Below are 14,681 nucleotides of genomic sequence, written 5' to 3'. Positions count from 1 at the left end.
ATTTAGAGAATGGTTAGAGAAATCTTAAGATAAATGCCATTCCAGAAAATAAGCGACATATGTCGCTTAAAAAGCGAATTTACACGCAGATTAATTGAGTGTTTTTAGGTAATCAAATTTGAATTGATACTGATCAATGACAACCATAAACACGTCTTGACTCTCGGGCCGAGTTTCTGATGTCCACTGCCAAACTCGTTGCACGCCTTCTGGGGTTTCTTCTGAGGATTCTGCGACTTGCGGCGCTTGTGTGCCATCTTTCAACCAGTAGGCAACATGTGGCTTTGTCTCTGATATTAAAAAGAATTTTAAATTATCTCCCTCTTTTTCCCATTGATAAGTAAGCAATTTGGGGGAATGTGATGTGCCACAAACTCCTTGGCGACCATCGCAGTCTATACTCGAAAGTCCCGGCGTATAGATAAGGGTGCGCCAAATGAACGCGGAGATTAAAAGTGTAAGCATCACCAATATTTGCGTGAGTCGGCCTTTGGTAAGTTTTTCTGCTGCCATCGTTAGGTTTTTCCGTGTTACAGAGGTCAAAGTTTTATAAGAAAGAGGGGTAAGCCGTACTGAGTGTGTGGGTTAGCCCCTGTTTTTCACCCATTATCTACAGTATGATTCTGGCCGAAAATGCCATTTTTACAAAGAAATAGCAACGGAGCGAGTAAAGCGGTTAAAAACCGTACGCGACGGATGATGTGCTTTGGGATGGTATGTAACAAGACGAAGCGGAGGCTTCGTCCGTATCAAACGTGAGTGTAGTTAACCAAAAAGTGGAAGCATGCAATATGAGCCAAGTTAAGCAGCTTGAACAAGACTACAACTACCGCGTTGTCCGCTTATTCACCCTAACAACTATTTTGTGGGGTATTGTGGGCATGGCAGTAGGTGTACTTATTGCCGCTCAGTTGGTGTGGCCTGCGCTGAACTTTGATATTCCGTATTTGACCTACAGCCGTTTGCGCCCACTGCATACTAACGCAGTGATCTTCGCATTCGGTACCAGTGCGCTGTTTGCGACGTCTTACTACGTTGCGCAACGTACGTGTCAAACACGGTTATTCGGAGGGAAGTTAGCAGAGTTTACCTTCTGGGGCTGGCAAGCCGTTATTATCGCCGCAGCAATCTCGCTGCCTATGGGATATACCACCTCGAAAGAGTACGCAGAGCTAGAGTGGCCAATTGACCTCGCTATTGCTGTCGTATGGGTGGCATACGCCATTGTGTTCTTCGGAACACTGATTAAGCGTAAGACCTCTCATATCTATGTTGCGAACTGGTTCTTCGGTGCCTTTATCCTGACCATTGCTGTACTGCATATTGTTAACAGCATGGCGATCCCCGTTTCACCGATGAAGTCCTACTCTATCTACGCCGGCGCCGTCGACGCCATGGTGCAGTGGTGGTATGGACACAACGCGGTAGGTTTCCTACTGACGGCTGGTTTCCTAGGTATGATGTACTACTTTGTGCCTAAGCAAGCAGGTCGTCCAGTGTACTCATATCGCCTGTCTATTGTTCACTTCTGGGCACTTATCTCACTGTATATCTGGGCGGGGCCTCACCACCTCCACTATACAGCACTGCCTGACTGGACCCAGTCGCTGGGTATGGTGATGTCGCTGATCCTGTTTGCTCCATCTTGGGGGGGTATGATCAACGGTATTATGACCCTGTCTGGTGCATGGCATAAACTGCGTTATGACCCAATCTTGCGCTTCTTGATCGTTTCTTTGTCGTTCTACGGCATGTCCACGTTCGAAGGCCCAATGATGTCAATTAAAACGGTCAACGCATTGTCGCACTACACCGATTGGACCATTGGACACGTGCATTCTGGTGCTTTGGGTTGGGTTGCGATGGTATCGATCGGTTCCATTTACCACCTTATTCCAAAACTATTTGGCCAAGAGCGTATGTACTCCGTATCACTGGTTAACGTGCATTTCTGGCTCGCTACCATTGGTACTGTGCTGTATATCGTGGCAATGTGGATTTCTGGTGTGATGCAAGGTCTGATGTGGCGTGCAGTAAACACTGACGGCACCCTTACCTACAGCTTCGTGGAATCACTAGAGGCTTCATATCCGTTCTATTTCGTCCGCTTTATCGGCGGTGCAATCTTCCTCTCAGGGATGTTCCTGATGGCTTATAACGCGTACAAAACGATTCGTGCGCCAGAAGCTAGCTTGAAGTCGCTTGAGCCTGCGGTATAAGGAGAACGAATAAATGAGTGCCAATCGCCACGAAATCGTTGAAAAAAATACCGGTCTGCTTGCGATTTTAATTATCGTTGCAATCAGTTTTGGTGCGCTGGTCGAGATCACCCCGCTGATCTATCAAAAGCAAACCACTGAACCGGTAGATAACCTTCGTCCGTACACAGCACTAGAGATGGAAGGACGCGACATTTATGTGCGCGAAGGCTGTACTGTTTGTCATAGTCAAATGGTGCGTCCTTTCCGCGCAGAAACAGAGCGTTACGGCCATTATGCGGTGGCTGGTGAAAGTGTTTGGGAACACCCGTTCTTATGGGGTTCGAAGCGTACAGGTCCTGACCTTGCACGTGTGGGTGGCCGCTATTCTGATGAATGGCATCGTGTCCACCTGATTAACCCGCGTGACGTGGTGCCTGAATCAAATATGCCAGGTTTCCCTTGGCTTGCTGAAAACAAGCTAGATGGAAAAACCACTGCGGCTAAGTTGAAGCTGTTCCGTGACCAATTCGGTGTGCCATATACCGATGAGGACATCGCGAATGCGAAGGCATCAGTTGAAGGTAAAACAGAGATCGAAGCACTGATTGCATATCTTCAGTCACTCGGTCATGCAATGAAGTAAAAAAGGAGGGCCTATGGATATCGGCACCTTTCATAGTATTTGGACAGTAGTCCTATTTGTTAGCTTCATTGGGATCGTTATTTGGGCTTACAGCAAAGGTCGCAAAAAGCACTTTGATGATGCGGCCAATCTGGTGTTCGCCGATGAGGACCAGGATAAGTCCAAAGACAAGACAGGAGATAATCGCGAATGAGTACGTTTTGGAGTCTCTTTGTAACAATCATCGTACTCGGCACCATTGCAGGGTGTGCAGCCCTTATCATTTGGACGACCAAAGATAAGATGGGTGTTGCCGAAGGGGATGATATGGGTCACGACTACGACGGTATTCGTGAGCTGAATAACCCACTTCCCAAGTGGTGGTCTTACATGTTTTGGGCCACGTTAGTGTTTGGGGTTGGGTATCTAATCTTGTATCCAGGTTTAGGTAACTTTGCCGGCGTTCTAGGTTGGAAAAGTTCTTATCAGGATATAAGAAGCGTCGAGGAGTCGCGTGAATTGATGGCGAAAGCGCAAGAAGCGCAGCACATCAACCAGTACGCGATGGAACTAGAAGCCGCAGACAAAGTGTTTGGTGAAGCCTTCCGTAAGCTTGCTTATCAAGAAGACGGGAAAACGCTTCGCCCTATTACGCAAATTGCGGATAACGAAGAAGCCTTAAAGGTTGGTCAACGTTTGTTTATTCAAAACTGTGCACAATGCCACGGTTCTGATGCACGTGGCCAAGCGGGCTTCCCTAACCTGACCGACGAAGCTTGGTTATACGGCGGTGAACCACAAACCATCAAGGCAACCTTGATGCATGGTCGCCAAGGTAACATGCCAGCGTGGTTAGACACCATGGGTGAAGACGGCGTAAAAGAAGTCGCTGCCTATGCCTTGAGTCTTTCTGGTCGTAAGGTTGACGCGCAAATGGCCGCAAAAGGTAAGACGCGCTTTGTTGTCTGTGCTGCCTGTCATGGTACAGATGGTAAAGGTAACCCTGCCTTCGGCGCACCAGACCTCACCGATAACGTCTGGCTATACGGTGGCTCTCGCCGTGCAGTCGAAGACACTATCCGCTACGGTCGCCAAGGTGTGATGCCTGCGTGGAAAGATATCCTCGGTGAAGAAAAAATTCAGTTGCTCTCTGCTTATGTATGGCGTTTGAGTAACCCCGAAGTAAAATAAGCACTTACGTGTGAACATGGCCCCTGTTCCGCAGGGGCTTTTTTAAACGCTCAAGCAAAGGTGTTCCCCATGATAAAGCCCTGGTACAAGCAGTTCTGGCCTTGGTTCCTTATCGCGCTTCCCGCTTCTGTTGTTGTCGCCAGTTTGCTCACAGTGACAGTGTTCTCATTGAACTCAGTGTCGCTTGTGGCTGAAGATTATTATAAAAAAGGAAAAGCGATTAACGTCGACCTTTCTAAACTTCGTGTGGCGGCGCAAAAAGGCGTTTCCGCTAGTCTATCGACGACGCCGGACGCATTACGCATTGCGCTCAATAAAGGCGAACTTGAACGTTTCCCAACCCTTCGGGTACATGTCCAACACCGCACGCTAGAGCGGAAAGACATCAATGCGATGGTGAATCCGAACCAAGCGGGCATTTATCATATTGATCTTGCCGAGCCAATTGAGGGGCCGTGGTTTGTTGAGATCTCGTCATTTGACGATAGTTGGAAGGTAAACGGACGGGTAAATTTCCCTCTCTCAAGTGATTGGACATTAAGCGGTAAGCAGTAATCATGACCCACTCCTGTTATCACTGTGGTGAGCCAGTTTTGACTGGCGACACCTATCAAGTTGTGATCTTTGATCAACCTCGTCTAATGTGCTGTCCCGGTTGCCAAGCAGTGGCAACCACTATCGTAGACAGTGGTTTGAGTTCTTATTATCAATATCGAACCACCCAAGCAGACAAAGCCGACCTTGTGCCGGAAGAGCTCAAATCACTGTCGTTATATGACAATGAAGATGTTCAACGCGAATTTGTACGTGATCTTGCCGAACAAAAAGAGGTGACGTTGTCACTCGATGGCGTGTCATGTGCGGCTTGTGCATGGTTAATTGAAAAGCAATTACAGCGCGCCAAAGGTGTCACGCATATCCAAGTCAATACCACCACGAACCGTGCGACCGTGCGTTGGGATCAAACCCAAACATCACTCAGCACTATTCTTACACACATTCACCAGCTCGGTTACAAAGCTGCGCCGTTTGAAGCGGATAAACAAGAGCAGCAATACCACCGTAATATGAAGCAATACCTCTATCGTCTAGGGATTGCAGGCCTCGCTACCATGCAAGTCATGATGCTGGCGGTGGCGATGTACTTTGAAGTCTTTGGCGATATGGATGAAACCTTCCGAAACTATTTCCGTTGGATAAGCCTCATCTTTGCCACCCCCGTGCTGCTTTACTCCGCGCTTCCGTTTTACACCAATGCGTGGCGAAACTTAAAAGCACGCACACTGGGTATGGATGTGCCCGTTTCTATCGCCCTGCTCTTTGCCTATTTTTCAAGTTTGTACGCGACCGTTACCGGTAAAGGGGAAGTCTTTTTTGAATCGGTCGCGATGTTTACTTTCTTCTTACTGCTGGGGCGTTTTCTGGAAATGCGGGCAAGACGCACAGCGGCGGCCGCGAGTGCAAATTTGCTCAAGCTGGTACCGAAAATGGCGCGCTATCTTGATGGTGAAGCAGTGCCTGCCAATAGCCTCTCGGTAGGAGAAAAAATACGCGTGTTGCCAGGTGAGCCTTTCCCTGCCGATGGTGTGGTACTAACCGGCACAACCTCGGTTGATGAAGCGATGCTCACCGGCGAGTCACTGCCGCAAATGAAACAAGAGGGAGACGTTGTTTACGCGGGGACCATGAATGTTGAAGGTAACGTCGACCTTGAAGTGACAGCCAATCATAAAGAATCATTAGTCGCCAACATTGTTCGCCTACAAGACGAAGCGCAAATGGCGAAGCCAAAAGTCGCTGTCCTCGCGGACAAAACTGCCCGCTACTTTGTCGCCGCGATTTTACTTATCTCCGCCTCAACGTGGTTATATTGGCATTTTGAGCGACCTGACGATGCATTTTGGATCATGCTGTCAGTGTTGGTGGCGACCTGTCCTTGTGCACTGTCTTTAGCAACACCGACCGCATTAACCTGCTCAACTTCAACCTTTGGTCAGCTCGGTATCATGTTGCGCCGCAGTCATGTGCTGGAGACGTTAACGAAAGTCAATCGGTTGGTTGTCGACAAGACGGGTACCCTGACAGAAGGTAAGATTGAGATCAGTGATGTCGCGATCCTCAATCCTGAATATGATGAACAAAACGTACTGGACATTGCCGCCAGCTTAGAAACGTTTGCCAACCACCCGATTGCCCACGCTTTTCAGTTGAGAGCGTCAGAGTGCTATGAAGTCGTTGACGCCGATAACCACATTGGGCTAGGGATCAGTGGCACGATAAACGGCCAACAGTGGCGTATCGGCAAACCGAATTTTGCGCTGACGACAACGGAGACGGCGTTTAGTCATTACCCTGTCGTTCTCTCGTGTGATGATACTCCGATTGCGGCCTTCTCGCTTAATGATCCCATTCGAGAAAGCAGCGCATCCTTGATTGCTGCGTTCAAAAGCGCAGGCATTCAAACCACCATGCTCACAGGCGATCAATCAGCCAATGCCGACATGGTCGCAAACCAGCTTGGCATTGAAACTGTGATATCAGGTGTATCACCACAAGGAAAACTGGCGTATCTTCAGGAGCTTTCAAGCGATACGATTACATTAATGGTCGGCGATGGTGTTAATGATGCCCCTGTACTCGCAGGCGCGCACCTGTCGGTGGCAATGGGAGGTGGTACTGATATCGCCAAAGCCTCTGCCGATATGGTGTTACTAAGCGATGACCTAGAAAAACTGCTTACGGCGAGGCAACTCGCGCGTCGTACGCGACGTATCATTGCCGAAAACCTCGCATGGGCTCTGGGATACAATGTCACCATTCTTCCCTTAGCAGTCATGGGGTTTGTCGCGCCTTATGTTGCTGTGGTCGGCATGTCTGCTAGTTCCATTATTGTGGTTTCAAATTCACTCCGTCTGCTCAACCGAAAGTAAGGAAACCTTATGGCCAGCCTTTATATTTTGATCCCAATTGCCATCATGCTGGTCTGTGTGGCTGCTGTGGTGTTTATTTGGGCGGTGAAGTCCGATCAATTTGAAGATTTAGAGCGCCAAGGCTCATCAATTCTATTTGATGAGGAAGAGCCAGAGCAAAATACACAGCGCAACGAAAACGAGCCAGACAACCAGCACTCATCTAAACACTCCTAAACGAGCTCTTGTATGACTAACGTTGATTTTATTGGCGCCTTCGTCATTGGTTTGGTCGGTGCCGGACATTGTATTGGAATGTGTGGCGGTGTGGCGGCGGCAATGTCACTCGGCATCCCCCAAAATAAGGCTAAATGGCCCTACCTACTTTTGTATAACCTTGGACGAATCACCTCCTATACCATTGCGGGTGCACTTATTGGCGGGGCGGTTGCCTCTATCCTTGCCATGAGTGACCTCACCCATCAGCTGGCGATACTACGCCTTTTTGCTGCTGTCATGATGCTGTTGCTTGCGGCTTATCTGGCCCATATTTGGAATGGTCTAAGTTATATTGAACGGGTTGGTGGCAAGCTGTGGCAGCGTGTTTCCCCGCTTTCCTCTAAGCTATTACCGCTCAAATCACCAACCTATGCACTTCCATTTGGTTTACTGTGGGGCTGGTTGCCCTGTGGACTTGTCTACTCTGCCCTCAGTTGGTCAGCGGTTGCAGGTAGCGCATCAGGAGGCGCACTGATTATGTTTGGCTTTGGGCTTGGTACTCTGCCCGCAATGATCACTGTGGGTGTACTTGCGGAGCGGATCAAACCCATACTCAACAATCAACTAGTACGCTTGACATGTGCTACACTCATGGCACTGTATGGGGTTTATACAGCTTATGGCGCATTAAAGTTACTTTTGTAGATAGACCTTAAGGATAAGGTCGACCGAGTACGCCATGATGGTGTAATATTACTAACGACGTTTTTTATTTCAGGCAGGTGTATGGTGTCTAATAAGATCATCACTCGGCGGGTACAATCTGGCGGCTGTGCAATTCATTGTCAGGATTGCAGTATCAGCCAGTTATGTATTCCCTTTACGTTAAATGAGCAAGAGTTGGATCAACTGGATAGCATCATTGAGCGAAAAAAACCTATTCAGAAAGGCCAAGAGTTGTTCAAAGCGGGTGATCATCTTCGAGCACTTTACGCAATTCGGTCAGGAACCATCAAAAGCTACACTATCACCGAACAAGGTGATGAACAAATTACCGCGTTCCATTTAGCGGGCGATCTGGTTGGCTTTGATGCCATTAACGAGAGAGAGCATCCAAGTTTTGCGCAAGCGCTTGAAACCTCAATGATTTGTGAGATTCCTTACGAGACGCTAGATGAATTGTCAGGCTCTATGCCAAAATTAAGGCAACAAATCATGCGGTTGATGAGTAATGAGATTAAAGGAGATCAAGATATGATCTTGCTCCTTTCAAAGAAAACCGCCGAAGAACGTCTTGCAGCCTTCCTCTACAGTCTTTCTAAACGATTTGCTCAACGTGGATTTTCTCCTCGCGAGTTCCGACTAACGATGACCCGTGGTGATATTGGCAACTATCTCGGCCTTACCGTTGAAACAATTAGCCGACTGTTGGGACGTTTCCAAAAATCAGAAATTCTTGCTGTTAAAGGCAAGTACATCACGGTTTTAAATTTAGAAGAGCTATCACGGTTAGCTGGAGAAGAGCTTTAAATCTCCGATTCGGCATACAAACAAGAACTTAACAAATGGCGCTTTATGCGCCATTTCTCTTTTTTACTCTCCTATCTCGATTTTATATCGCTCTCTTAGATGTAGTGCGTTACATTGAAACTACACGGTGCATCTGTGCTAAGGAGGCAGATATGTCCAGGTATACAAATCTTCTGGTTGTGATCGACCCCGCTCAAGACCAACAGCCCGCACTGTCTCGCGCAGTCACGTTGAGTGAGCGTTGCGATGCGGATGTAAAGCTAACCCTATTTCTTGCCATTTATGACTTTTCTTATGAAATGACCTCGATGCTCTCATCCGATGAGCGTCAAGCAATGCGAAATGGCGTGATGCACCAACGTGAAGAATGGATGAATGACATCATTCAGTCACACAATGCTCAAGGTTGTGATATTGAAAAAGAGGTGGTTTGGCATAACCGTCCTTATGAAGCCATTGTTGAGCGAGTCCTTAGCCATCAGCATGACTTAGTGGTTAAGGCCACGCACAAGCATGATACTTTGGGATCCGTGATTTTTACCCCAACGGACTGGCATCTATTACGCAAATGCCCAAGTTCCGTATTGCTGGTGAAAGAGCACGGATGGCCAGACAAAGGCAAAATCATTGCGTCCGTACACGTTGCTTCTGAGAGCGAAACACACGCCGCATTGAATGACAAACTCGTAGATGAAGGTGAAGTGATGAGCGCCATGCTTGGTGCTGAGCTTCATCTAGCCAATGCCTACCCTGCAACACCGGTGAACATTACTATCGAGCTACCAGAGTTTGATCCCACCTCGTACACCGATGCGGTCAGGGGTCACCACCTCACCGCTATGAAAGCACTGCGTCAGCGTCATCACATTGAAGAGGCACGCACACATGTGCATGAGGGATTGCCTGAAGATGTTATTCCCGAGATTGCACGTGAATTAGATGCAGAGCTGGTGATCCTTGGCACAACAGGGCGAACCGGCCTCTCTGCGGTCTTTATTGGTAATACGGCAGAACATATGATTGATCAACTGGATTGTGACTTGCTCGCGATCAAGCCGGATGGTTACATCAGCCCACTTGATCCTCGCGCTAACGATTAATCCTTCAACCCCAGCAGGCAGTGCTATTCACTGCCTGCTGCTGGCATTTATAGCCAAAATCCGTATCATACCCGCCATTCATGCATTCACTGCAGCGCAACGTGGTTGGGCTGCCCATCACGCGAAAGTACTTATGAGCACGCAAGAGCTGACCAAAGCACAAAAATACGGGTTTAATAAACTGCAAAAGCGCATTCGCCGTAATACCGGCCAAGCCATTGCTGACTTCAATATGATTGAAGATGGCGATCGCATCATGGTGTGTTTATCTGGCGGAAAAGACAGTTACACACTGCTAGATATGCTACAAAGCTTGCAAAAAAGCGCCCCCATTTCGTTTGAGCTTATCGCGGTCAACTTAGACCAAAAACAGCCCGGCTTTCCCGAGCATATCTTGCCAGAGTATCTTGAGAGTCTCGGCGTCGAGTATAAGATTGTTGAAGAAGACACCTACTCGATTGTGAAAGATAAAGTGCCGGAAGGCAAAACAACGTGCTCACTCTGCTCACGCTTACGCCGCGGTATTTTGTATCGTACGGCTAAAGAGTTGGGAGCCACTAAAATTGCCTTGGGCCACCATCGCGACGACATACTTGAAACCTTATTTTTAAACATGTTTTATGGTGGCAAAATGAAAGGCATGCCGCCCAAGCTTGTCTCTGATAACGGGGAACATGTGGTGATCCGCCCTCTGGCCTATTGTCGCGAAAAAGACATTGAGCGTTACTCGGAGCAAAAAGCGTTTCCAATTATTCCATGCAACCTATGTGGCTCGCAGCCTAACCTGCAACGCCAAGTGATCAAGGATATGCTGCGTGATTGGGATAAGCGTTTTCCTGGACGTATTGAGACCATGTTCCGTGCGATGCAAAATGTGGTGCCTTCGCACATGGCTGACTTTAACTTGTTTGATTTCAAATCAGTGGCAGCAGGTATGGCCTATGAAGGCGATGGAGACACTGCCTTCGATAAAGAAACCTTTACCAACCCGACCCCCGATAATGATGATGTGGTTGAGGTAGACCCGGCATTAACGTTAAATGTGATGAACGTGAGCCAATAGCTCACCCGTTCATTATCGTAAAAAAGCGCTCTAAGAGCGCTTTTTTTGTATCAAGAGGAAGGGGCTTTCGGTAGCCATGGTGATATTTTAATTGGCGTGGCTGGAAGCGTTAAGCGTGACTCCGGTTGCAACGCACTGGCATCAATGGTCACTCTACGATTCTCAATCACGTACGATTGGCCAGTTGTTGATACCACATTACCGCTAACATCTGGGCCAAAATGCACCACGACGCCCTGCGTTTTCGGCATAAACCACGACGCAAACATACCGCCGAGATTTTTCATCATCGCATCCATTTGCGGCAACCAGTCTTGAATTTGTTCACCCGTCAGTTGCTGATCAACCGGCGTATTCACTAGAACCTGAAAAGAGATGTCGCAGGTCATGCCCGCAGGTGTTTCCACAAATACATCTGGGTTCACTTTGCGTAACTGGTTATCCAGTGGCAGCGGCAAGGCTTGCGATGGCGGGATATCAAAGGCTTCGTAATGCTCCTTTTTGCGCATCCACGCTCGAGATATGGGGCACACTTCGCCGGTGTCAGGCGAAACCATAAAATACGCGACACCAATATCGGGGTGCCCTTCTTCAACATTATGCTTGAGCTGAGTGAACAATTTGCTGTAGCTAAATCTCATGGTATCGGCATGGGCAGGCAAGCTCATACAAGCTGCCAATACCAATGCACTGGTTAATTTTTTCATGGACACTCCGTGTACGGGCTAAACGCCAATCAGGCATCAAAAGTATCGTTGCCTGACGAATGGGATGTTTCAGGGGTGGCATTGTTATCGTTATTTTGTGACACCGTCACCTCGACGCCGACACCAAACATCTCGCGGTAAATCACACCCTTAACATTGAACAGAAAGGGTAATGCCCAAACCAATGCAAAGCCAGCGGTAACAAAAGAAATGAGAAATAGCACACCGACCACCGCATAAATCGTAGCAAGGGCTAGCACTTTCTTGTTGACGGCACGGAAAGAAACCGCCATCGCCTTTAACGGCGTCAAACGTTTTTCACAAATCAGTAGCGGTGCCATTGAAAAGACCATCGCGACATATAAGCTCAATAATGGAAAAATCATACTGGCAACGCTTTGTAACGTCGCAGACAAACAAATCACCACAGTGACAGGCAGTGCAAACGCCAATCCCTTAACTAAATGGCGAGGTTTGGATCTAAACCCAATTGCATGCGCCAACCCCATCAAGCTTGCACCTGCATACAAAGGGGCAATCAGCACCTCAGAGGTAAAGTTAGATAACCACACGGATGACACCATATCTGTGGTCATTTCGCGCTGCCCGACTAACCCCTCGAATAAATGAGAGGGATCGCCCAGAAGTAACGTCAGCATTAACACTAGAATACCAACTTGAACGGCAAACAAGCATAAAGCCGCGGGCAGAAAGGACCAGAAGTGTTTAAATGTCAGCGTGAACGCTTCTTTAATAATCTCAAATGGCTCGAGGCGATATCGACCGTTGAGTGCGGTCTCTATCGACCCACCAATATGTAGCGCATTGTTGAAATCTTGTTGACTCATAATCGTTATTTGTCATGGCTGTTGTTGACAGTATATCTGACTGTTACCAATAGCCAAAAACCAATCTCACCAGAAAACAAGGAATCCGTGCTATTTTTACCCAACGTTAACATCAAGGATGTATCATGATTTACCGATAATAGCGGCGGATTTGAGCACAGCGAAAATGTGTAAAAAATTGCTTTAACTTAGCAGGATGCACGTCTATCATGCGCCGTCTATTTTATGGGTAAATCCGCGAACAACAATTTGCCAGGTAGGGAGAGAACGAACCATTGAACCACGCGCATGTATCTCACAAACCGGTTGTTGAGCTTAAATCTCTGACCAAAAGCTTTGACGGCAAAGAAATCATTTCCCGTTTCAATCTCACCGTTAACGATGGTGAATTTCTGACTATCCTCGGCCCTTCTGGCTGCGGGAAAACAACGGTATTACGTCTTATCGCTGGCCTTGAAGATGCGGACAGCGGCCATGTCATTATTGATGGCAAGGATGTCACGGATATCCCCGCCGAACAGCGCCACGTAAATACGGTATTCCAAAGCTACGCCCTTTTCCCGCACATGAGCGTATTCGAAAACGTTGCGTTCGGACTTCGGATGCAAGGCGTGGATCGTACGACGATCGAGCCTCGGGTGATGGAAGCGCTGCGTATGGTGCAGCTTGACCATTATGCGTCGCGTAAGCCACATCAACTATCAGGTGGCCAGCAACAACGTGTTGCGATTGCTCGTGCTGTTGTCAATAAACCGAAAGTGTTGTTGTTAGATGAGTCTTTATCCGCGCTGGATTATAAGCTGCGCAAGCGCATGCAAATGGAACTCAAACAGCTACAACGTAAACTGGGGATCACCTTTATCTTTGTCACACATGACCAAGAAGAAGCACTGTCGATGTCCGACCGGATTTTGGTGATGCGTGATGGTGAAATCGAGCAAGACGGTAGCCCTCGTGAGATTTACGAAGAGCCGAAGAACCTGTTTGTGGCGCGCTTTATCGGTGAGATCAATGTGTTCGATGCTACCGTAATCAAACGGATGGATGAGCAACGCATTTGGGCGCGTATTGAATCGCGTGAATGTGAGGTCTACTGCAAACTGGATGTGCATGCCGGCGATCAAGTTAAAGTCTTGCTGCGCCCAGAAGATATTCGCATTGAAGAAATCAGTAATGATGCTAACCCCAATGGCCTAGTTGGCTACGTGCGTGAACGTAACTATAAAGGCATGACGCTAGACTCTGTGCTCGAGATGCCATCAGGGCAAACCGTAATGGTCAGCGAATTCTTTAACGAAGATGACCCGGATGTTGACCACTCACTCGACCAAAAAGTAGCAATCACTTGGGTTGAAAGCTGGGAGGTGGTATTGGCCGATGAAAAAGCTTAACCTGCAAACCGCCATCATTGGCTTGGTTGTCGGTTGGTTATTGGTTTTTGTCTTCATGCCCAACCTGATGATCATCATCACCAGTTTCTTAACCCGTGACGATGCCAACTTGATTGAGATGACCTTCACACTCAGTAACTATGCCAAGTTATTGGATCCTCTCTACGCCAAGGTGGTATGGCATTCGTTCTATATGGCAGCCATCGCGACCCTGATTTGCTTGTTAATCGGTTACCCGTTCGCGTTTATCATCGCCAGAATGCCAAAACGCATGCGTCCGTTAATGCTCTTTTTGGTCATTGTGCCCTTCTGGACGAATTCACTGATCCGTACCTATGGCCTTAAGATTTTTCTCGGCACGCGCGGCTTATTGAACGAAAGCCTGATGTGGCTTGGCGTGATTGAGCGCCCCATTCGCATTATGTATACCGAATACGCGGTCATGATTGGTCTTGTCTACATCTTGCTACCGTTTATGATTTTGCCCTTGTATTCCAGCATTGAAAAGCTGGACAACGCGTACCTTGAAGCGGCGCGCGATCTTGGCGCGAATACGGTTCAACGTTTTATTCGCGTGATCCTTCCCTTAACCACTCCGGGGATTATTGCTGGCAGTTTGTTGGTATTACTGCCCGCCTTGGGCATGTTCTATGTCTCTGATTTATTGGGTGGGGCGAAAAACCTCCTGATTGGTAATGTGATTAAGAGCCAAATCCTCAATGTACGAGATTGGCCATTTGGTTCCGCAGCCAGTATTTCTCTGACCGTTCTCATGGGTCTGATGTTGTTCGCCTATTGGCGGGTTGGCAAATGGATGAATCGTAAGGAGACACTCGCATGAGCCGTATCTTACGCAGTGGATTCTTATCCTTAGTTTATGCCTTTTTATATATTCCAATC

The 14,681-nt window shown here is 47.9% G+C and carries 16 protein-coding genes; 13 read left to right on the top strand and 3 right to left on the bottom strand.

Going from position 1 to position 14,681, the window contains the following annotated elements; all coding sequences use genetic code 11:
- Positions 1–90 precede the first annotated feature (90 nt).
- A complete protein-coding gene (locus tag BZG84_RS15425) occupies positions 91–513 on the bottom strand; it encodes a hypothetical protein (RefSeq protein WP_077479185.1) in 423 nt (140 codons plus the stop codon).
- Between the two features lie 278 nt (positions 514–791).
- On the opposite strand from BZG84_RS15425, the gene ccoN reads away from it, so the two are divergent.
- The 11 genes from ccoN (at position 792) to ttcA (ending at position 10,835) form a co-directional block, all read left to right on the top strand.
- Positions 792–2,219 (top strand): cytochrome-c oxidase, cbb3-type subunit I, encoded by a 1,428-nt coding sequence (gene ccoN, locus BZG84_RS15420; RefSeq protein WP_077661929.1) that lies wholly within the window; start codon positions 792–794, stop codon positions 2,217–2,219.
- 13 nt (positions 2,220–2,232) lie between these two features.
- Positions 2,233–2,844 carry a cytochrome-c oxidase, cbb3-type subunit II gene (ccoO, locus tag BZG84_RS15415; protein ID WP_069587701.1) on the top strand — a complete coding sequence of 204 codons (612 nt, stop codon included), beginning with the start codon at positions 2,233–2,235 and terminating at the stop codon, positions 2,842–2,844.
- Between the two features lie 13 nt (positions 2,845–2,857).
- Positions 2,858–3,037, top strand: coding sequence for a cbb3-type cytochrome oxidase subunit 3 (locus BZG84_RS15410; RefSeq protein WP_077456156.1), 180 nt, complete (start codon positions 2,858–2,860; stop codon positions 3,035–3,037).
- The gene (gene ccoP, locus BZG84_RS15405; protein WP_077678445.1) at positions 3,034–4,014 is read left to right on the top strand and encodes a cytochrome-c oxidase, cbb3-type subunit III; all 981 of its coding nucleotides are present in this window, start codon (positions 3,034–3,036) and stop codon (positions 4,012–4,014) included. The genes BZG84_RS15410 and ccoP overlap by 4 nt, the downstream gene beginning before the upstream one ends.
- A 69-nt stretch (positions 4,015–4,083) precedes the next feature.
- Positions 4,084–4,569 carry a FixH family protein gene (locus BZG84_RS15400; RefSeq protein ID WP_077456154.1) on the top strand — a complete coding sequence of 162 codons (486 nt, stop codon included), beginning with the start codon at positions 4,084–4,086 and terminating at the stop codon, positions 4,567–4,569.
- 2 nt (positions 4,570–4,571) lie between these two features.
- Positions 4,572–6,944 carry a heavy metal translocating P-type ATPase gene (locus BZG84_RS15395; protein WP_077678444.1) on the top strand — a complete coding sequence of 791 codons (2,373 nt, stop codon included), beginning with the start codon at positions 4,572–4,574 and terminating at the stop codon, positions 6,942–6,944.
- Between the two features lie 9 nt (positions 6,945–6,953).
- Positions 6,954–7,160 carry a cbb3-type cytochrome oxidase assembly protein CcoS gene (gene ccoS / locus BZG84_RS15390; RefSeq protein ID WP_077479828.1) on the top strand — a complete coding sequence of 69 codons (207 nt, stop codon included), beginning with the start codon at positions 6,954–6,956 and terminating at the stop codon, positions 7,158–7,160.
- Between the two features lie 12 nt (positions 7,161–7,172).
- Positions 7,173–7,847: a sulfite exporter TauE/SafE family protein gene (locus tag BZG84_RS15385; protein ID WP_077479827.1), complete on the top strand. Its 675-nt coding sequence runs from the start codon at positions 7,173–7,175 to the stop codon at positions 7,845–7,847.
- Positions 7,848–7,928: 81 nt separating this feature from the next.
- Positions 7,929–8,672, top strand: a complete 744-nt coding sequence (locus BZG84_RS15380) for an FNR family transcription factor (RefSeq protein ID WP_077479826.1) — start codon at positions 7,929–7,931, stop codon at positions 8,670–8,672.
- Between the two features lie 152 nt (positions 8,673–8,824).
- Positions 8,825–9,772 carry a universal stress protein UspE gene (gene uspE, locus BZG84_RS15375; protein ID WP_077479825.1) on the top strand — a complete coding sequence of 316 codons (948 nt, stop codon included), beginning with the start codon at positions 8,825–8,827 and terminating at the stop codon, positions 9,770–9,772.
- A gap of 133 nt (positions 9,773–9,905) precedes the next feature.
- Complete coding sequence (gene ttcA / locus BZG84_RS15370) at positions 9,906–10,835, top strand: tRNA 2-thiocytidine(32) synthetase TtcA (RefSeq protein WP_077479829.1); 930 nt, start codon at positions 9,906–9,908, stop codon at positions 10,833–10,835.
- A gap of 50 nt (positions 10,836–10,885) precedes the next feature.
- On the opposite strand, the gene BZG84_RS15365 is transcribed toward ttcA, so the two are convergent.
- Positions 10,886–11,542 (bottom strand): DUF2987 domain-containing protein, encoded by a 657-nt coding sequence (locus BZG84_RS15365; protein WP_077479824.1) that lies wholly within the window; start codon positions 11,540–11,542, stop codon positions 10,886–10,888.
- A gap of 29 nt (positions 11,543–11,571) precedes the next feature.
- Complete coding sequence (locus BZG84_RS15360) at positions 11,572–12,390, bottom strand: hypothetical protein (protein ID WP_077479823.1); 819 nt, start codon at positions 12,388–12,390, stop codon at positions 11,572–11,574.
- A 275-nt stretch (positions 12,391–12,665) separates the two neighbouring features.
- Between BZG84_RS15360 and potA the strand changes: the two genes are divergently transcribed.
- Both potA and potB read left to right on the top strand, forming a co-directional pair.
- Positions 12,666–13,781 (top strand): spermidine/putrescine ABC transporter ATP-binding protein PotA, encoded by a 1,116-nt coding sequence (gene potA / locus BZG84_RS15355; RefSeq protein WP_077479822.1) that lies wholly within the window; start codon positions 12,666–12,668, stop codon positions 13,779–13,781.
- Positions 13,768–14,622 (top strand): spermidine/putrescine ABC transporter permease PotB, encoded by an 855-nt coding sequence (potB, locus tag BZG84_RS15350; RefSeq protein ID WP_077456146.1) that lies wholly within the window; start codon positions 13,768–13,770, stop codon positions 14,620–14,622. The genes potA and potB overlap by 14 nt, the downstream gene beginning before the upstream one ends.
- Positions 14,623–14,681 lie beyond the last annotated feature (59 nt).

Origin of the sequence: Salinivibrio sp. PR932 (assembly GCF_001996125.1) — a bacterium.
In the GTDB taxonomy this organism is placed as follows: domain Bacteria; phylum Pseudomonadota; class Gammaproteobacteria; order Enterobacterales; family Vibrionaceae; genus Salinivibrio; species Salinivibrio proteolyticus.
The sequence above is the reverse complement of the archived record's forward strand: the minus strand, read 5'-3'. Positions and strand labels throughout refer to the sequence as shown.